Source organism: Alteromonas sp. ABH4_457 (genome assembly GCF_056160625.1).
Window position 1 is genome coordinate 245,110 of the sequence record NZ_JBSWXN010000007.1, and the last position, 19,706, is coordinate 264,815.

Sequence of the window (19,706 nt, forward strand, 5' to 3'; positions counted from 1 at the left end):
GGGACGTAACTCATAGATATTGAGCTACATCCCTTCGATGTTGGTGGAGCTGGCGGGATTTGAACCCGCGTCGATCCCCTTGTTTTATTGCTCTGGAGAAGATTCCGTGCAGAAACGGTGTATATAGTATATATCTAATATAAAAATCAAGCTTTAAAGGTAGTGGACTCTTCATCTTTCAGCGGTGCGTTCCACCACTGTTTCAAAGTGAGATTCTTGCTCCAGCATTCATAGCCTATACGAAGAACCTCATAAAGTAGGTACAGCCCATAAACTAGACCCAAGACTTTTAGTTCCATTATGTCTTCCTTCTCAATCGATGTTATCCCACTTTAACAAAATTACCTCTCCACGAGCTTAGTTATTTCTGAGGTTTACTACAAGGACATAACTATGACAAAGAAGACGCAACACCGTGATCTGCAAATCACGTTCATTCATCAATTCAAACGTTCGACGAGAACAGAGTGGCCTGACAAATTTAGGGTGTGTTGGTATTTCAACGCGGATACTCTGGATTATATCTATGAGCACAAGAATGAGAAGTTTGTCACTAACGGCTTTGTGCTCTCAGATGGATTAGTTCAGCAGCTTCCTGAAGAGTTTCGAAAGAAATACTTTTCACCGACGGAAAGATGTTTGCTGTTCTTACTCTTTGAATTCCAGATTTTTCAATTCATCAGTTCTGATGAAGTTGACGACCAGGAGTTTGAGAACGTCTTTGGGGTATCAATCAGAAGATACTTCTCGGACGACGCTATTGAGGAATGGACTGAACAGATCGAACTACTTTGAGGGCTGCTTTGCAGCCCCTTTCTTAGTCAAAAGTCAAAACATTATCCTTTTATCATTTGCGTCGCTAGGCTTATGTATCATTTGATTGTCATGATATATCTCATATAGTCACAAGCTGTGTTAAATAGTACAAAAAACACCCTTTAATTGTTGATTTTTTGTTCTGTTTTGTGTCACTGTTATCCTTCATTACTAATTCGGTTTATCAAGGAAGAAAACAGTGAAAATTACATATGGAATTTTTCTAGCAATAGTATGGTTCCCTTTTCCCTCAAATGCTAATTACAATTTTACTGAAATGTTGAGTGATGAATCTCAGTTCTGTGTAGATGAAGGAACTGAAAAAATATGTGTTAATGCAGAAACACAAGCTCTTTTCGACATAAGTTTTACTCCGTCTTATAAAGCGGTTTATCCATTTAAAGTTAATAATACAAGTGATGATTGTTCTATTACACCTTCAGTAGATGTTCCAAAAGGTACTAAATTTAGACAAACTCATGATAAGGGTTCTCAAACTGATTCTGAATATATCATTCACATTTATGAAGTTAAGATGGTTACCGATGATAAAAATACTTATAAAACGTATTTTGATAATCCCTTTCGTCTATGCAGTGAGAATGTAAATAAGTCATATTATAAAAGGACGGGCGGGTTAAATACTGGACTTTTAGTCGTTCCATTCAAATTAAGAAGCGGAGATATTTACAGCGACTCAACCCTAGGCCCCTATCTGTCTTATAAATTTGAAAGCGTGGAGCTTATTTCTCTTTTAGGTATTTCTCAGGTTTCAGTTAGCGAAATAGATACCAGTGAGGTAGAAACAAAACAGGCTATTACTTGGGCAGCAGGTGTAAGCTTTGAAGTTGCTAAAGATTGGGATGTCGCGTTTTTATTTGGTGCAGATCATTTATCTGGAGAAGCTGGTGAAAACTGGGAGTACCAAGATAAAGTTTGGTTGTCGTTTGCAATAGGCTTCAATTTTACTCGTTAAAGTAAATTTTTGCATTTTATAGGGAAGTCGAATTAGGGAATAGCAATGAAGGATTTTAAATTTATTTTATTGTCAGTGGCGTTAATCTCACATCTTTCCTTCGGTTACGAGATTGGTAAAAAATCGATAAAAGACTTGAGCAACCCTGATTTTGGTATAGACAGAGTTATTTCACTTTCTTGGGAAAGAAACCATGAAAAATTAACAGCTTTAGCATTGCAATGCTTAGCAGACCTAAATAAGGGTGAAGAAAAACTGTCGAAAAAGCCTGAATATTGCTCTAGACGAGATGTAACACCGGAAGATATGTCATTATTTAATGGTGGAGATGGTTATCCCAGCTCACTCAATAAATATAGGTTATTGTTAAAAACAGTAAGATGGCCAGATGATCCTACAAGACAAGTGTATGACAGTTCAGATACTTCTGTGAAATTCGCGGGAACGATGAAATCTACTTGTAAAAGAAGAATTAATAAGTCTCCCAATCATGAAATAGAACTAGCAGCAGATGGTCTTCTGTGTGCTGGGCATTACGGTAGGTTTCAATTCCTACATTCTATGGCAACGTTAGACGGTATTGAGGCTGATACTACTTACAACAAAATCCTGGATTGGAGTAAGTTTGCGTACTTGTTTTCTCTGAATGAACTCAATCACGGAGATGAATATTGTACATATTGGGACGAAAACTCCGATTATCCATTCATAAAAGATGCATTTCAAATAGATGGGGTAAGAACGAGAGGTTGGTGTAAAGAAAGAGAAATAAAGTTTCGTGATAGACTTTCTAACTTTAAGCTTTGGTTTAGTAGCCAAAAAACATATCCCGCTTGGACGATAAGCACTATCTTCAGTTTTCATTGCGACCGTTTCGCTGGCTCAGGTGATTGCACAATTGTCGACGATTTAGAAGAAATAAATTTCTCTGCTCTTGGCTCAATCTTGCATTTAATACAAGACTCCTATTCACTTAGCCATACTAATCGGGGAGGAGGAGTAACTTCAGCAGAAGTAAAATGCTCAGGACTCGAAAACTTTTACAGTTACTACAACCAAGATACAAATAAACATTCAGAAGCAGATAAATGGCCAGAATTTGACAAATCTTGCGATGCGAATTCTTTAGGTACGTTAGATCCTATAACAGCGTCTGCTCAAATAATTTGGCTACATGCAAATGATGAAAAAAATGCTGAAGAGGTAGCAGAGATCATTGGCTTGGTTTACGGGAATATTGAAAAAAGTGCTCTTTCAATGCCTGGCGAGCAATATAAATAAAGAAATATATGCCTGATTTATCTTTAGTCAAAGTTTTGAAGTTACTGATATCGTCTATCGATTCTTGTAATATGCTTTTATGGCGGTAAAGGTAAAATAGCCAACAGGTTGAGTCAGTTTTTGTAGAGTTCTTTGTATGTTTTTCAGTCAAAAAAGCAGCTCCCCAGTCGGGGAGCTAATATCATTCACTCCTCAATTTCTTCGCTGCAATAACAGCGACAACGCCAAATATCAGAGATAAGCCCAGCAGACCAAAAGATATCAAGTAGAGTCGATATAGACAGTCGTGCTCGCTGATATATTCAGAATGCCCTGTTAACAGGAAACCTAAGTTCCACAGGGTGTTAATGAATGCAATTGCAACAACCGTGTTGCTAGTTGCGACCCATCTGTTACTCATTTTGATGCTGTAGTTGAAAAGCCTTTCGTAATTGATGTTCATTTTTAAATTTCCCTTAGTTAGTCCTGCTAGTACCTAAGATCAGGTAAGGGAAAATAAGGGGAATAAAGTCTGGTAGTCTCTGCGTCTCGACTACTTGTTGACAAAAAACAGGCGCAATTGTGCCTCGATGTTATTCGATGCACATACCTTTGAATGCCGGATGTTTGTTTAAGAAAAAAGACGGTACGCCATTTCTAAATGAAGCTTTCGCATCATCGTCGTGCCGAAGTTTTAAGACTTTCAGCAGAGTCTAGCTCACTAATTTATGGGAAGAGCCAGAACCATATCGGCTAATTATCTACTTCTTTTAAACTTGCTCCTATTATCATAAAAAGTTGGGCGTACCGTCTTGATGCTGAGCTGTCGTGTCGCGATCACTCCATCACTCAACGATTAGAAGTTTACCCTAGCTAAGATTTCCAAAAGCACTTAATTGTGCTGAAAATCACCTTATTTGGTTCCTAGTTAATAGTGAGCAGAACCACAGTTTACTTTTCAAAGCTGTCTAACCACTTTTGTGGTGGACGGGAATCATATTGAAAGTGCGGTAAACCTCAGCTGTGCTTTTGCAGGTTCGCTGTTTGCTGAGGTGCAGACAGTAAGTTGTAGAGATGAATCATCGCGATTTGTCTGTGCTACTGAAGCTTAAAAGCCAAAAAGACAAAGGGAGCCAAGAGGCTCCCGAGGTCATTTACGCAAGCAGAACATTAATCCAGTAGCCCCAAAATTCGACCAGCCTCTACATAACCATCACGTCGAATAGCGACCACGCGGTCATCTGTAGAAGCAAGAATTTTTTCTATCTCTTCAAGCCGCATCAGATAGTTTTCTTTTCCTGCAAAATCATTCTTGCTGTCACCGAGTTGACGCTTGCTGTTAAACATCAACTCATAGATCAGGTTGCTTTCTGCTGGCTTAAATTTAATCCGGCTGCCGATGAGTTGCTGCTGCGAGTGAGAGAAGTATGCGCGGTTTGTTGCAAACAACCTCGAATGCGCTTTTTCAATCTGTGTGAGAAACCGTTGACGATGACTGTACATGTAAACGAATTCGTACAATCCATCTTCTGATTCTAGCTCTTGAAGATACTTAGCTAGTATTTTTCGCCTGATCTCTCCATTGGATTTGTTTTTTGCGTTAGAGGTTTCCATTTCAATTGCGACCGAGCATTCTGTATCAGCGTCGATTACAAGTGCATCTATGAGTCGTGGGTCATTCCCGCGCTGTTCAAGTTGAATAGCGATATCACGTTCAGATGCGAAACCTGAGATTTTTTTGGATTTAGCAAGGTCTAGAACTATCAGTTGAACAGAAAGATCATGTAAGAGATTCCTTTCATTAACTCTGCTGATATCAGAGCGTAGGTGTAGTTCTCGATTAAGTAACAGCTCTGCGTCACGAATACCTTGGGCTGTTAAAATGATAAAATTTCTGTCGAGATTAGCGAATGTAGAGTGGACAGCTATAAGCTGTTTCTTCTTCAATCTGTTGATAAGCTTATTAACAGCTTCGCGCGATAATCCCAAGTGACGTTGGATAATTGTTTTCGATGTTACGCCGAACGTTCCGACGATCGCAATTACTGCATTTTCTCTCAGAAGGCCCAGCGTTGCAGGATCGTTGGTATGTGATATTGCAATGTGCTTCATTGAATTTTCAATTGCTCTTTCTATGTAGTTCAAGTTTTTCTCCGTTTATAAATACAAAACTACATAGAAACGATTTCAGAGAAAAAGCAGGAAAGGGCAGTGGGCTTTGCATTCTGCCAGGGCTTCGCCTTGCAAAGCATTCTGCTTAAAAAAGACATTCTCCTGCCGGAAAATGCTAACAACTTCGTTGTAGTAAAACTCGTGCAAAGCAGAGCGGACGCGACTCGTCGCTGCTCTGCTACTTGTCGCTGCGCGACAGCGACACGAGTTTCACTTGGAGTCAGCTACCGCTGATTAAGCCATATTTTCCCGTTTAGTTGCTACGGGAAATGCGTTGCTTCGGATATACCGAGCAACTCTCGTATCGATGATACTCGGGCTGACATCAGTTAATTCTCAACTGATGTCAGGTTTGCTAAGGCAAACGAAAATTTGGCTTAATCTGCGATGCTGACTCCAGCTCCGTCGATTACTCTGTTTCACAAAGCAATCAACTACGCAGCAGTTGTTGAGCTTCGCTCAAGCTTGTTTACAAAGTCCAACGGACTTTGTTATTTACAAACTTTGTTTGAGACGTGTATCGAAAGATGAGAAAGCGCTGGCAGTTAGTTATTCTTATTAATAACTGGTTTCGTCTTTTATAATTCTGAAAATATGACTACAAGTGGTATGTTGGTGCAAATCAAAAGGATAAATGCCATGCCTGAAGAACTTATTTTTATATTACCGTTAATACTGCTTGTAGGTGGTGTCTTCTACGTTAAAAAGATAAGCAGCAAGTAGCCGTGGATATCTATTGCGCTGATGTTGGCTCGATTAAAAACAATAATTTTGGTTGGGCGAAAATATCAACTGGCTGTGATGAAACTAAATCTGGCACTAATATTACCGATTTTGCCATCAATATCGCGAATTCGATAAAGAGCAATATTCCAGTTTCTCTGGGTTTTGAATGCCCATTATTTTTACCTGTACGGGACGATCCTGTACGTGTAAACGGTGCTCGGATTGGTGAAGGGAACAGACCATGGAGTTCCGGTGCCGGAGTTGGCGCAATGGGCACAGGTCTTGTTGAGGCGCTTTGGGTAATGCGGGAGATTAACAAACAACTTTCATCACCGCCGCTTGCAACAATGTGTTGGGATCAGTTCGTTGAGGGCAATGCTGATGTTTACATCTGGGAGGCATTTGTTACAGCGAGTGCGAAGGGGATAACACACAGTGATGATGCATTAATCGCTGTAAGAGAATTTGTGAAAGCTCTGCCCACACCCGAAAAAGCAAATGCTATTGATGAAACAGATGCTTTATCACTGATTGGCGCAGCTGGCCTAAAAACTAAATGGTTCAGGAATATATCCGTTTTGTCTGAACCCTGTTTAGTAGTCAAAGCAAATTAAAAGGGACGTTTTATCAAGAGGAACAGCAATGGAACGCTTTAAAGAACTCAAAGAATATCAACGGGCAAATAGAGATAATTTCAGTGACAATCTGGCGCTGCGAAGCCACAGAGGTCTAAGCTGGCTTCAGCGTGCAGAAATGAGCGATGACGATCCTGATGCGAAATTTATCTTTCTATGGATAGCGTTTAATGCGGTATATGCACAGGATCTTGAAGCGTTAAAAATGCGCGAAGCAGAAAGCTTCAGCCGCTTCATTGGCAAGCTATTGGCGTTGGATACAGATAACACACTATCGAATATCGTCTGGAAAGAGTTTTCAGGCAGCATTCGGGTATTACTCAACAATCAGTATGTCTTTCAGCCGTTTTGGGATTATCAGAACGGTGCTATTTCTGAAGACGAGTTTAAAAACCGTTTTGCATTTTCAAAATCCAGAGCGTCCAAAGCTCTGGGAAACACGCAAACAGATGTTGTGCTCCAATTGGTACTCCAACGCTTGTACACGCTCAGAAATCAGTTAATCCACGGCGGTGCAACATGGAATAGTCGTGTTAACCGTGACCAGCTCAGGGATGCCAACAGCTTTCTTCATAAACTCGTTCCTGCTCTGTTAGACATAATGATGCGCAATCCTGACGAACTGTGGGGCGATGCGAATTACCCAGTGGTCACATCGTAAGCAGTTAAACCGTCTATAAGCATAAACTACTCAAATTAGTTAAACGGGCACGGTAACATCAAATAGTTAAATGGTACTGGCGATAAAGGGCCAGTAGCAGAAAAGAAGAACAGGACAAAGTAGTGGATAACAACGAACAAGAATTTCTCAATAGTCTTGAAAAGAAGCTGTGGAATGCCGCAGATAAACTACGTTCAACACTGGATGCCGCCCAGTATAAACACGCGGTATTGGGTTTAGTGTTTCTCAAATACGTTTCCGATGCTTTTGCCATTCGCCAACAAGAATTAAAAGCCGCGTTCAGCAATCCCGATGATGAATACTTTATCGATCCGGCAGACTTTGATGAAGGTGAAAATGACCCTGAGTACCTGGAAGAAGTAAACTCCGAACTGGAAGTACGCGACTTCTACACCGAGAAGAACGTTTTTTGGGTGCCTAAAGAAGCGCGCTGGTCATTCCTGCAAGACAACAATAAAGTGGTCAATGGTGGTGAAATCGAAATTGGTGGCGACAAAGCCACAGGCAAAGCAGGTAAAAAAATCCGCTCAGTGGGCCAGCTAATTGATAACGCACTGGAAGCCATCGAACGCGACAATGCCAAACTCAAAGGCGTACTCAACAAACAGTACACCACCTTAAAAATTGACCAGAGCAAACTAGGCGAACTCATCGACCTGATTGCTACTATTCCGTTTAACCATGCCACCATGAACAGTAAAGACATTCTGGGGCATGTGTATGAATACTTCCTGGGGCAGTTTGCCTTAGCAGAGGGTAAAAAAGGCGGCCAATATTACACGCCAAAATCCATCGTATCGCTGATTGTTGAAATGCTGGAGCCTTTCAAAGGCCGCGTTTACGATCCAGCAATGGGCAGCGGCGGCTTTTTCGTGCAGTCTGAAAAATTCATTACAGAACACGGTGGTCGTATTGGTGATGTGAGCATTTACGGGCAGGAATACAACTACACCACATGGCAGTTAGCCGCCATGAACATGGCGATACGAGGCATCGACTTTAACTTCGGTAAAGAGCCTGCCAGTACCTACACCAATAACCAGCACCCAGACTTACGTGCCGATTACATCATGGCAAACCCCCCGTTTAATATGAAAGAGTGGGATGCAGGCGTTGCCGATGACGATCCGCGCTGGCGATACGGAACACCACCTTCAGGTAACGCTAACTTTGCGTGGTTACAGCATATGCTTTACCACCTGGCTCCAAATGGCTCACTCGGCTTATTGCTAGCCAATGGCTCCATGAGTTCAAACACCAACAATGAAGGCGCAATCCGTAAAGCGCTTATTGAAAACGACTTGGTTGAATGCATGGTAGCGTTGCCAGGCCAACTGTTTACCAATACGCAAATTCCCGCCTGTATCTGGTTTTTAACCAAAAACAAAGGCACACGGGTAAATGACTATGGCCGAAACCTGCGAGACAGAAAAGGCGAAGTGCTGTTCATTGACGCTCGTAACCTTGGCTATATGAAAGATCGCGTGCTCAGAGATTTCACCCCAGAAGATATTGCGAGAGTAGCCGAGACCTTTCACAAGTGGCAATCAAAAGATTTCTACAGCGAAGAAGCTGTGATGGCCTGGAAAAAACAGGCCGAAGCAGACAGCGACATTGATGGATTGATAGTCGATCCAGAAGAACCTTATTTAGATATCGCTGGATTCTGTAAATCAGCCAAGCTGGAAGAAATCGAAAAGCACGACTTTGTGCTAACGCCAGGGCGCTATGTAGGTGCAACGGAACAAGAAGACGATGGCGAACCTTTTGCAGAAAAAATGGCGCGACTAACGTCTCAGTTAAAAGAACAGTTTGAAGAAAGTAGCCAACTGGAGCAGCAGATTAAGGAAAATCTGAAGGGGTTGGGTTATGAGTTCTGAGTGGTCAGTTTACGAGATTAAGGAAGTAGCAAAGGTAATTACAGGAAAAACACCGCCTGGTACTCTAGAAAAGTATTTTGGTGGAAGCACCTTATTTGTTACGCCAACTGATATGGAAGATGAAAAGGAAATTGTGAAAACCTCCAGAACTCTTTCTGTTGATGGGGAAAAAGTTCTATCTCGCATCATTTTTGATAAGGGTATTGCAGTATCATGTATTGGATGGCAAATGGGAAAATCCGCAATTGTAAGAAGCCGAGCCGCCTCAAACCAACAAATTAATACTGTTATCGTTGATGAGAGCAAGATTGATTTTGATTTTTTGTATTATGTGCTCAAAAGCAAAAGGTCTGAGATATTTAACTTAGGGGCTACGGCAACAAGAACTCCAATATTAAAAAAATCATTGTTTGAAAAGATAAAATTTAAAGCACCAGAATTAAAGGCACAGAGATATATATCCAATATTCTTTCAGAATTTGATGGAAAAATTACCTTAAATAAAAAAATAGCAGAAACTCTGGAGGAAATCGCACAAGCCATCTTCAAAAGCTGGTTTGTAGATTTTGAACCAACCAAAGCTAAAATCGCCGACCGCGAAGCGTTACTGGCAGAAAACCCAGCAGCCACACCAGAGCAAATCGCCACCACCGAACAACAAGCCGCTATTCAGGCAATAGCAGGCGCAGGCGACATCATCCCAACAGAACAACTGCAAACGATCGCCGATCTGTTTCCAAACCAGCTGGTAGATAGTGAGTTGGGAGAAATTCCAGAGGGATGGCAATCAAGTTCACTAGGATGTTATTTTGAAGTGGTGATGGGACAAAGCCCCAAGGGGGATACCTATAATGAGGATGGAGATGGGATCGTATTCTATCAAGGAAGAAGGGATTTTGGATTTAGGTTTCCTCTTCCACGGGTATATACAACTGACCCCAAAAGAATCGCGGAGAAAGGCGATACACTAATTAGTGTTAGAGCACCAGTGGGAGATAAAAATATGGCAGATGAGCGTTGCTGTTTAGGAAGAGGATTGGCTGCGATTCGCCATAAGTCCGACTTTAAAAGTTTTACTTATTCGTTCATAAGTCATTTTGAAAGCGAATTGGCAAACTCAGGGTCTGAAGGGACGGTTTTCAATTCCATAAATCAAACTCAGTTGAAAAACTTCCCATTCGTAAATCCAACGAGTGACTTAATTAGAAGTTTTGAAGAAATTATTTCTCTGCTGGATAGTCGCATTAGCATAAATTCAAAGCAGGTAAGAACACTGACAGAACTGCGGGACTCTTTACTACCTAAATTACTTACAGGTGATATTGAACTGGGAAATACAAGTGCCTGATATTGTTGAATGGAATGAAATTTCAGACAGATATCATCGAGGAACATTGTTGTTAGGCAATGGTTCTAGTATTGCTGTAAACGATTGCTTTCGGTACGAGTCATTATTCGATGAAGCTTGTAGGCTTGGATACATAAATGATCGGGTACAACAAGTATTCGAAGAGTTTCATGTCTCAGACTTTGAGCTTGTCTTACGAAGATTATGGCAGGCTAAAAAAGTAAATGAAGCACTGGGCATTGAGCCTGGAAGAGTTGAAGAAGCATACTCATTGGTGCGCACTGCATTGATAAATACCGTGCGCGATGTGCATGTTTCTTACGGTGACGCTCGTCCACATTTAGCTCCCATCTTTAGATTTATGCAACGTTTCGACACTGTAATAAGCTTAAACTACGACTTGCTTGTGTATTGGGCCACTCAGCTAGCAAATCGAGAATTAGGTAATTGGTTTAAGGATTGTTTTAATCGCTCAAGATTTAGAAATGACTGGGCTGATCTTCGTGAAGCATATCGTGCTGATGGGGCAACTCTATTCTTTTATCCGCATGGCAACCTAGTACTCTGTAGAGAAGGATTTGCAGAGTCCAGAAAGATTACAAGTGGTGATTCTGGTGGTTTGCTCGACGCGATATTAAATGTTTGGGAACAAGGTGAATTTGCCCCTTTGTTTGTTTGCGAAGGAACAACTGATAGAAAACAGCTTTCAATAGCCAGTTCAGACTACCTTGAGAAAGTATTCTATGAGGTTCTTCCTTCTCTCGGTGAAACGTTAGTGATTTATGGTTGGAATGTTGGAGACCAAGATGCACACCTCTTAAACCAAATCCAGAAATCCACTGTTCGACGTGTAGCCGTGTCAATTTATGACAATGACCAAGTTATAGCAGGCAACATTGAGCGAGTTCTTTCGGAATTAGATATTGATGAAATTGTCTTTTTCAATTCTGGTAGCGAAGGTTGCTGGAATAACATAAGTTTGGAATAGTGAGAAAAAATAGATAATGAAAGAATCTGTGTTCCTGCTAAGCGAAATTGAAAATGGTAATCAACTGGCAGTTCAAAAGCATTTAGAAATTGACCCTAGCCTTTGTAACGAAAAGGACGAAAATGGAAAAAGCGTTTATGTAATTTCTTTGCAAAAAGGTTTTAAGTCAATTGCTCAAACTCTCCTCAATTGTGAGGCGTTCGATGTAAACCAGTATCATGCCCAGCCTATTATTCATTCTATTGAAATGGGCTACATTGAACTAGCGGCTGAATTGCTTCGAAAAGGCGCTAATCCCAACATATCTGACGGAAAGAGATATCCTCTATTATCTGCACTCGAAGCTGAACATTTCGAACTTGCGAAGCAGATGTTGGAACACGGTGCTGAGATAAATATCCGTAATGGTATGGGGTGGACGCCGCTTATCTGGGCATCGATTAAGGGCAGAACTAACATTGTTCGTTTTTTATTAGACAATAAAGCGGATATTCATATCTGCTCAAATGATGGATGGAATGCATTGACTGGTGCGTACTTTAAAAATCGCACTGATATTGTTCAGATATTGCGTGAAGCAGGCGCAACTTTTCCGTCACAATATGCTGAAGCTGCTCTGCTTTCATCGTTTGAAGCTGGCTATTTGGATATAGCTAAAGCACTCATCGACATGGGCACTAACGCTGACGTGGCAGATAAAAATGGTGATTCACTTCTGTTAAAAGCGATTAAGCGTGGTGATGTAGATTTTATCAAACTCCTTATTGAAAAATGTTCTGATGTGAACTTTCAAAATAAGTCTGGTGTAACGCCGCTCATGAGACTTATCAGATTTGGTAATATTGAATTAGTTACACAGATTATTGATAAAGGTGCGAATGTTAATCTGGCTGATATCAATGCTCACACTGCTGTTTGGGTTGCTGTGGAGACTAACCAACCTGAAATGTTGAAACTTTTAGTAGATAAAGGCGCAAATGTAAATTGTGTTGCGACTAGCGAATGGACGCCGCTTATGCATACCGCAGTCAAAGGTTATCTGGAGGCTACAAAGCTTCTTTTAAGTGCTGGTGCAATTACAACGTATAAAAATGATAAGGATAGGACGGCTTTATTTCTCGCAGACTATATTCAAAGTTTAACGAGAGATTCGAATTTGAAATATAACCTTGAAATTATCTGTCAGCTGTTAGAGGTTAAGTGAGTGATTGCTGCTTCAGATGTGTTCGAAGCCGTGAGGCGAGGCTATGTTGAATTAGGTAGTGCAACTCCGGCAGAAATCATTGAGCATTTCGAAAACATCGATATCTCATCTGTTACCGGACACTTGAGTAATATTAAGGGTATCCTATTTGAACAGGAATATCTTGATGTGCTCAACGAACAGGGAATATCAGCAAGCCTTTTTGAAACCACTAATCATCCACTTACTGATATCAGCATCCTTAATGATGATGGTAGTTTCAATGAACTTCAGCTTAAGGCTACTGACAGCGCAAGTTACATTCAATCAACGCTTTCAGAAAATCCTGACATCGATATTGTCACCACATCAGAAGTATTCGGGCATCTTGATGTTGATGGTGTGATAGATTCTGGGATTTCAAATTCTGAGCTTGAAGAAGTCGTAGTTGACACTTTGTTTGATGAGGTTGTAAATCCATTTAGTCCACTTTCAGTAATAGGCTGGCTGTTCGGGTTGCCATTATGAAGAAGGGAAGCTTTAAATGTTCAAAATAGACAAATCCACAAACCGTATCACCCGCCTTCAAAACAAGCGCTTCACTGACCTGGGCTTTTCTGAACGAAATCATCTTCAGGAATGGCTGGCGTATCAGCCTGATGCATTTGGTGAAGAATTATTGATCATTCAAAAAGAATTTGATGGCTTTGATGACACCCGTGAAAGACTGGATCTGCTGGCTCTTGATAAGGATGGTAACCTGGTCATCATCGAAAATAAGCTTGATGATACGGGCCGTGATGTTATCTGGCAGGCATTGAAATATGCATCGTACTGTTCGGGCCTCAGCAAAAAGCAAATCGTTGATATCTACCAAAGCTACCTCAATCGGTACTGCGGGGGCGGTGACGCTAATGCTTTGGTCTGTGAGTTTCTTGAAGTTCCTGATATGGGTGAAGTAGTGCTCAATTCCGGTAATGCACAGCGGCTCATTTTTGTGGCAGCGAATTACCGCAAAGAAGTGACCAGCACCGCGTTGTGGCTTTTAGGGCACGGTATACAGTTACAGTGCTTTAAAGTTACCCCCTTTGCCATGCAACTGGATGTTGCAGGTAACCCGCATGAAGAGCTGTTCCTGAATGTAGAGCAAATTATTCCAACCCCTGAAGCAAAAGAGCTGATGATAGGGATAAGTGCCAAAGAAGCGGATGAAAAGGTGACTGAGCAGGAGCTTAAAAACAGACACAAGATCCGCCTGGCATTTTGGGAACAAGCCCTCGAAGCGTTGAGAGGCAGCCAGTGCAATCTATTCGATAATGTTAATCCCACAAAAGACCACTGGCTGAATGCAGGTTCAGGTGTAGGTTCATGTCCTTTCACGCTTATTTTCGGAACGAAGGAGGCAAGAGTGGAAGTGGGGATGAATCGCTCAACTGCCGAAGAGAACAAAGCAATATACGATTATCTCGCAACGCATCGTGAAAATATTGAATCAGCCTTCGGGGACGAACTTGAATGGCTTAGGTTGGATGAGAAAAAAGCGAGCCGGATTCAGTTTTCAAAAGAATTTAGGGGTTATGAGCGTGATTCCTGGCCTGAAATTATAAGCTGGATGATTCAGCACATGATTCGGCTTGAAAAAGCGATAAAGCAGCACTTGTTGCAGGCAAACGGCCAGATTAAGAATAATAACTAGAAAGAGGATTTGTCATGATCACGGAAGACCAACTGGAACAGCTCTGTATCGACTGGTTCAAAGAAACTGGTTACGAATATGCAAACGGCTATGACATCGCTCCCGACGGTTCATCACCAGAGCGGAATGACTACCAGCAAATTATCCTGACAGATAGATTACTTTCACGACTAAGGCTTATCAATCCGCATTTGCCGGAAGATGCACTCCTGTTTGCGATCAGTGCTATTAGCCAGCCTGAAACTCCCATACTTAGTAAGAACAACAAGCTGTTTCATCAGTATCTGTTGGAAGGGGTTAAGGTCGAATATAAAGAGAACGGTGAGGATAAAGTTGATTATGTCAGACTCATCGACTTTGATACGTTACCCAAGAATCAGTTTCTTATCGTCAATCAGTTCACAATTACAGGTACGAAGGGAAATCGCAGACCCGATATACTGGTTTTCATTAACGGCATTCCCCTGGCTGTAATTGAGTTAAAAAATCCGGCCACTGAAGCCGCTACTATCGATAGCGCATTCAATCAGTTATTGACATATAAAGAACAGATCCCAGACCTTTTTACTTTTAATGAAGCGCTGGTTATCAGCGATGGCTTTGCCGCCAAGGTTGGCTCATTAACGGCCAATAAAGAACGTTTCTTGCCGTGGCGAACTGTGAAAGATGAAGATGATAAGCCAGTGATGGAATATCAACTTGAAACCGTCGTCAGAGGTTTTTTTGAACCTGAACTGTTCCTGGATTACATCCGCTACTTCGTATTGTTTGAAGAGAGTAACGGTGAGCTAATCAAGAAAATTGCGGCTTATCATCAGTTTCATGCAGTGAGGGCGGCAGTAGAAGCGACGGTTGTAGCCAGCAAAATGGTTGATGAAACCAATGAATTTAAAGAACCGCGAGCTAATTGGATAAATAAGGTTAAACCAGGATCAGGTAAAGCAGGGGTGGTGTGGCACACCCAGGGTTCGGGTAAATCTATCTCGATGCTGTGCTATGCAGGTAAGCTGATGGCTCAGCCACAAATGAATAATCCGACCATTGTGGTAGTAACCGACAGAAACGATCTGGACGGTCAGCTGTTCAATACCTTTTCGATGGCATCGGAAACACTTAAACAAACACCTGTGCAAGCCGAAGACAGAGATTCATTAAGGGATATTCTTACCTCTAAACAATCCGGCGGCATTGTATTCACCACAATTCAGAAGTTTGCGTTGTTAGTGGGGGAAACAGAGCATCCTGTACTAAGTGGCCGCAATAATATTGTTGTTGTGAGTGACGAAGCACACCGTAGCCAATATGGCGATAAAGCCCGTTATGTTGAAATTAAAGATAAAGACGGCAAGGTGGTTGATAGCAAATACGTATATGGCTACTCCAAATATATGCGCGATGCGCTGCCAAATGCATCGTTTATCGGCTTCACAGGAACTCCCATTTCAGCCGAAGACAAAGATACCCGTGCAGTGTTTGGTGACTACGTATCTATCTATGATATTCAGGATGCGGTGGAAGACGGTGCCACCGTACCGATTTACTATGAATCACGCCTGGCAAAGCTCGATATCCGACAGGATGACATTGAAAAGCTTAACGCTGATGTTGATGAAGTCTTTGAAGATGAGGAAGACACTGCGCAGAAAGAAAAGGCCAAGTCTAAATGGGCGGCACTTGAAAAGCTGGTAGGGGCTGAGCCAAGAATGGCCGAAGTTGCCGAAGACTTGGTTAATCACTTTGAAACACGAATAGCCACCTTCCCAGGCAAAGCAATGATTGTATGTATGAGCAGAGAGATATGCGTTCATATGTACAATGCGTTAGTTGCGCTTCGCCCCGACTGGCATGACGACGACCCCGCAAAGGGTGTTGTAAAAGTGATTATGACAGGCTCTGCATCCGATAAGCCGTTATTGCAGCCTCACATCCATAACAAAGAAACCAAGAAGTCTTTCGAGAAGCGCTATAAAGATATCAATGACCCGCTGCAAATTGTGATTGTGCGAGATATGTGGCTAACAGGATTTGATGCACCCATTTGCCATACCATGTATGTCGATAAGCCTATGAAAGGGCATAATCTCATGCAGGCTATCGCAAGGGTTAACCGTGTATTCAAAGATAAGCCTGGTGGATTGGTGGTTGATTACATCGGCATAGCAAATGAACTGAAAAATGCCCTCAAAACCTATGCTGATTCGCAGGGGAGGGGGAAGCCGACACATGATAACCATGAAGCATTTGCGATCATGCTTGAGAAGCTTGAGATCATCAGAGCGCTAATGGTTGGTTTTGACTATTCAGATTACGAAGCCAATGCCCTCAAGCTTCTTCTTGGCGCTATGAACCACATTTTGGGCTTACCCAACCCAGGGAACGGTAAGTTGGACGGTAAAAAGCGATTCCTCGATGCGATGCTACCGCTTTCAAAGGCGTTTTCACTATGTAGTACGTTAGATGAGACTGCTGAGTACAAGAAGGAAATCGCTTTTTTCAGCGCAGTGAAATCTGCATTTGCAAAACATAGTGGTGGTAAGAAAAAATCGGAAGACGATAAAAACTCCGCGCTAAAACAAATCATTGATAACGCTATTGTCGCGGGTGGCGTTGTGGACGTCTTTGAGTCAGTTGGTTTAGACAAACCCAATGTCGGGCTGTTGTCAGAAGAGTTTCTCGATGATGTCAGAAACATGAAGCAGCGACATTTAGCCGTAGAACTTCTGGAGAAGCTGCTCAAAGACGACATCAAAGCCAAGATGAAGAATGATGTTGTATCTGAGAAGGCATATTCAGAGCGCATTCTGGAAACGTTGCGCAAGTATCACAATCGCGCCATCGAAACTGCCCAGGTTATCGAAGAACTCATCAAGATGGCGAAAGACATGGAGAATGACCTCAAACAGGCCGAACAACTCGGCATGAATGCTGATGAGATTGCTTTCTATCGCGCATTGATACAGAACGAAAGTGCAGTGAGAGAACTTGGCGACAACAATCTCCGTAACCTAGCCAAACACATAACTGAAAAACTACGTCAGTCTACAACTGTTGACTGGCAGAAACGGGACAGCGTTCGTGCAAGACTGCGCAACCTCGTACGCCGTGCACTCCGCAAATGGAAATACCCACCAGACCGCTCAGATGAAGCTATCGACCTTTGCCTTAAGCAGGCCGAGGTATTGAGTGAAAGTTGGACTACCTAGTTGTATGAAGCAAGAAGTCTCAGTCAAAGCTCAGAATATTTATGCTGATTGGAAAAAAAGCGTAAGGAAAAGCCAAAAGTCGATAAGAGTCATTACGCCTTACTTTGATCGGAGCTTAATCGATCTGGTTAAAACCTCAATATCTGCAAACAAAACCGTGCAGGTTTTAACAGATGTTGATACTCCTAATTGGATAGAAGCACTGGCTCAATTAAAGGCTGCGATTAAATTAATCAAAATGGGGGTAGAAGTTCGTTCTCTTAAAGGACTTCATGCAAAAGTTCTGCTGATTGATGGAGCAATAAAAACAGTTGGTTCGCAGAATTTTACTCGACGAGGCAAAGTTAACTCAGAGGTCTCAATGTTGCTTTCAGATGGAGAGCTGAGGGCGGAAAAAAAGCTAGAAGAATGGTGGGATTCTAGCCGTGAAGTGTTTGCTGAGGATCTTTACGAAATTCTCGCAGAACTTGAACCAAAGTTAGAAGAGCTAGAACGTTTGGCAGAATTACTACAAAGTAGTCTGAATAAAAAAAAGGCCAGCTTAGATAAAATTAGGTACCTAAATCGTCTAGAAAAAATAAGATTGAAGGCTGAAAATTCCTCCATCATCGTGAACGATGAAGTTAATGATATTGCATATCTCGAAGCGAAAGATAATGGCCTATACGTATACGACTCTCAGTTGATATTTTGGAAAGATGGTCAAAAAATCAAACGACTTTTCTTCTATCCAGTGTTCTTTTTTAACAGAAATAGATTGGCCTTTTGCAGAGTAGCAAAGACCCGAATAAGGTACTTGAGTGATTCTGTGAGATGGAGTGGCACTAATATCCCAATAGGTCAGTCCTTTATCTATGAATATGAAGTTACTTGTTCTTGTGGGGAAAAAGGTGCTCAAATTGAATTCAAATCTAATCTTGGTGATTTAAAAATACTATTCAATGATGGAGAACTTGATTTTAAGATTTCAGATTTGAAATCTGAAATATCGATCGCCTTTTCAGAAGAACAAAAAGCTAAAAGTATCATTGCAGGCTTAGTTTTTGGTGATTTTAAATTTGAGAGGATGAATCATATGTCCATAGATAAAGAGACTTCGGCGGAATATTTTGAAGTTGAAGAATTTTATGAAGTTAGGGTGATAGAAGTCTACGGACATCCGATTCTGGTTTTGAATAAATATTAGAGGGTTAGCAATTTTATGAGTAATGTTGTCAGCTTGATACCCACTGAAAAATTAGTTTCATTATTTGAGGGTGAAGTCAGGAAACTTTTAAGAGAGCATCAATTATATGCAATAGAGTCGATGGGGTATCTGGATAGTGAAGAAAAAAAACCTGATTACCTGGGAATTTGCCACTGGATAGAAAACCCTAGAATTAACCTTCAACGAGCTTACTTTGACCTTGAAACTGAAGAGAATGTATCAGAGTTCAATCATAGGGCTACAGACGAAGAATTGGAGTTATCTACAATATCAGCAGATATTGCAGGGCTTTTTGAACTGTCTTATTTATCTTTAGGACAACTTATCGTTATTTTTTCAGGTTGTACGGGAGAGTCAAGGTATCAAAAATTTCTTGGTGAACCTGTAAAGCTTCAAGTAAATGATAAGTCAATATACTGGTTAAATTATAATACGACGGTAATATATCTATCAACTCTATCAGACCGTTTATGTAAGTATCTTATTCAAATATTTAAAGAAAAAGCTATTGAAATTGAAGTGAATGATAAAACTGATTTTGATAAAGATTTTTTCTACAAGGTAAGGAGATATGTTGCGGAGTTTTCGGTTCCAGTGGATATTGACTATAATAAGTTCAAATCAATAGCTAACAGTATTAAAAAAAGACGAAGAATTAGGAATGACTTGGTTCATAAAGTGTCTACTGAATCCGCGCGTATAGAGAAAGTTATAGTTAGTTCGAGTAAGCTTTCTGATGAACAAGGGTTGGTAAAACAAGGAATAGGGCAGTCAAACTGTACTGATACTTCCGAAGATATAAATAATCAGCTTGATTTTTGTAAAAGTTGGTACTTAGAATTAATTGAACTTGCGAACATGATTTTTATTATTGAAAGGCAGTCTAGAATTTAATTTTGTGTGAATAAATTTTCACGTCTAATTTGATGCTGTG

15 protein-coding genes are annotated in these 19,706 nt (G+C 41.2%); 14 read left to right on the forward strand and 1 reads right to left on the reverse strand.

All coding sequences use genetic code 11. From position 1 onward, the window contains the following. Window positions 1-393: 393 nt before the first annotated feature. From ACXAGR_RS18840 to ACXAGR_RS18850, 3 genes are all read left to right on the forward strand, one after another. Window positions 394-795 carry a hypothetical protein gene (locus ACXAGR_RS18840; RefSeq protein ID WP_474851902.1) on the forward strand — a complete coding sequence of 134 codons (402 nt, stop codon included), beginning with the start codon at window positions 394-396 and terminating at the stop codon, window positions 793-795. Window positions 796-1,015: 220 nt separating this feature from the next. Continuing rightward, entirely contained in the window at window positions 1,016-1,792 is a 777-nt protein-coding gene (locus ACXAGR_RS18845) for a hypothetical protein (protein WP_474851903.1), read from the forward strand. A 45-nt stretch (window positions 1,793-1,837) separates the two neighbouring features. After that, window positions 1,838-3,073, forward strand: a complete 1,236-nt coding sequence (locus ACXAGR_RS18850; protein ID WP_474851904.1) for a hypothetical protein — start codon at window positions 1,838-1,840, stop codon at window positions 3,071-3,073. A gap of 1,149 nt (window positions 3,074-4,222) precedes the next feature. Here the strand turns inward: ACXAGR_RS18850 and ACXAGR_RS18855 are convergent. Continuing rightward, the gene (locus ACXAGR_RS18855; RefSeq protein ID WP_474851906.1) at window positions 4,223-5,197 is read right to left on the reverse strand and encodes a hypothetical protein; all 975 of its coding nucleotides are present in this window, start codon (window positions 5,195-5,197) and stop codon (window positions 4,223-4,225) included. Between the two features lie 752 nt (window positions 5,198-5,949). Here ACXAGR_RS18855 and ACXAGR_RS18860 point away from each other — a divergent pair. From ACXAGR_RS18860 to ACXAGR_RS18910, 11 genes are all read left to right on the forward strand, one after another. Then, window positions 5,950-6,564 carry a hypothetical protein gene (locus ACXAGR_RS18860; RefSeq protein ID WP_474851908.1) on the forward strand — a complete coding sequence of 205 codons (615 nt, stop codon included), beginning with the start codon at window positions 5,950-5,952 and terminating at the stop codon, window positions 6,562-6,564. A 28-nt stretch (window positions 6,565-6,592) separates the two neighbouring features. Further along, window positions 6,593-7,246: a hypothetical protein gene (locus tag ACXAGR_RS18865; protein ID WP_474851910.1), complete on the forward strand. Its 654-nt coding sequence runs from the start codon at window positions 6,593-6,595 to the stop codon at window positions 7,244-7,246. A gap of 122 nt (window positions 7,247-7,368) precedes the next feature. Beyond that, complete coding sequence (locus ACXAGR_RS18870) at window positions 7,369-9,147, forward strand: class I SAM-dependent DNA methyltransferase (RefSeq protein WP_474851912.1); 1,779 nt, start codon at window positions 7,369-7,371, stop codon at window positions 9,145-9,147. Then, entirely contained in the window at window positions 9,137-10,495 is a 1,359-nt protein-coding gene (locus ACXAGR_RS18875; protein ID WP_474851914.1) for a restriction endonuclease subunit S, read from the forward strand. Before ACXAGR_RS18870 ends, ACXAGR_RS18875 begins: the two co-directional genes overlap by 11 nt. Beyond that, entirely contained in the window at window positions 10,488-11,483 is a 996-nt protein-coding gene (locus ACXAGR_RS18880) for a DUF4917 family protein (protein WP_474851916.1), read from the forward strand. Before ACXAGR_RS18875 ends, ACXAGR_RS18880 begins: the two co-directional genes overlap by 8 nt. A gap of 16 nt (window positions 11,484-11,499) precedes the next feature. After that, the gene (locus ACXAGR_RS18885) at window positions 11,500-12,687 is read left to right on the forward strand and encodes an ankyrin repeat domain-containing protein (RefSeq protein ID WP_474851918.1); all 1,188 of its coding nucleotides are present in this window, start codon (window positions 11,500-11,502) and stop codon (window positions 12,685-12,687) included. Continuing rightward, on the forward strand, window positions 12,688-13,194 hold the full coding sequence (locus ACXAGR_RS18890; protein WP_474851920.1) for a hypothetical protein: 507 nt from the start codon (window positions 12,688-12,690) through the stop codon (window positions 13,192-13,194). Window positions 13,195-13,210: 16 nt separating this feature from the next. Beyond that, entirely contained in the window at window positions 13,211-14,362 is a 1,152-nt protein-coding gene (locus ACXAGR_RS18895) for a DUF4268 domain-containing protein (RefSeq protein ID WP_474851922.1), read from the forward strand. 14 nt (window positions 14,363-14,376) lie between these two features. Next, window positions 14,377-17,565: a type I restriction endonuclease subunit R gene (locus tag ACXAGR_RS18900; RefSeq protein ID WP_474851924.1), complete on the forward strand. Its 3,189-nt coding sequence runs from the start codon at window positions 14,377-14,379 to the stop codon at window positions 17,563-17,565. A gap of 4 nt (window positions 17,566-17,569) precedes the next feature. Then, window positions 17,570-18,751, forward strand: coding sequence for a phospholipase D-like domain-containing protein (locus ACXAGR_RS18905; RefSeq protein WP_474851926.1), 1,182 nt, complete (start codon window positions 17,570-17,572; stop codon window positions 18,749-18,751). Window positions 18,752-18,766: 15 nt separating this feature from the next. Next, window positions 18,767-19,666 carry a hypothetical protein gene (locus ACXAGR_RS18910; protein ID WP_474851928.1) on the forward strand — a complete coding sequence of 300 codons (900 nt, stop codon included), beginning with the start codon at window positions 18,767-18,769 and terminating at the stop codon, window positions 19,664-19,666. Window positions 19,667-19,706: the final 40 nt, after the last annotated feature.

Bases quoted from the DNA above. Each gene is read 5' to 3' on its own strand.
- ACXAGR_RS18885 (WP_474851918.1), top strand. From the start codon at position 11,500: ATGAAAGAATCTGTGTTCCTGCTAAGCGAAATTGAAAATGGTAATCAA.
- ACXAGR_RS18900 (WP_474851924.1), top strand. From the start codon at position 14,377: ATGATCACGGAAGACCAACTGGAACAGCTCTGTATCGACTGGTTCAAA.
- ACXAGR_RS18910 (WP_474851928.1), top strand. From the start codon at position 18,767: ATGAGTAATGTTGTCAGCTTGATACCCACTGAAAAATTAGTTTCATTA.
- ACXAGR_RS18865 (WP_474851910.1), top strand. From the start codon at position 6,593: ATGGAACGCTTTAAAGAACTCAAAGAATATCAACGGGCAAATAGAGAT.
- ACXAGR_RS18895 (WP_474851922.1), top strand. From the start codon at position 13,211: ATGTTCAAAATAGACAAATCCACAAACCGTATCACCCGCCTTCAAAAC.
- ACXAGR_RS18850 (WP_474851904.1), top strand. From the start codon at position 1,838: ATGAAGGATTTTAAATTTATTTTATTGTCAGTGGCGTTAATCTCACAT.
- ACXAGR_RS18905 (WP_474851926.1), top strand. From the start codon at position 17,570: ATGAAGCAAGAAGTCTCAGTCAAAGCTCAGAATATTTATGCTGATTGG.
- ACXAGR_RS18875 (WP_474851914.1), top strand. From the start codon at position 9,137: ATGAGTTCTGAGTGGTCAGTTTACGAGATTAAGGAAGTAGCAAAGGTA.
- ACXAGR_RS18840 (WP_474851902.1), top strand. From the start codon at position 394: ATGACAAAGAAGACGCAACACCGTGATCTGCAAATCACGTTCATTCAT.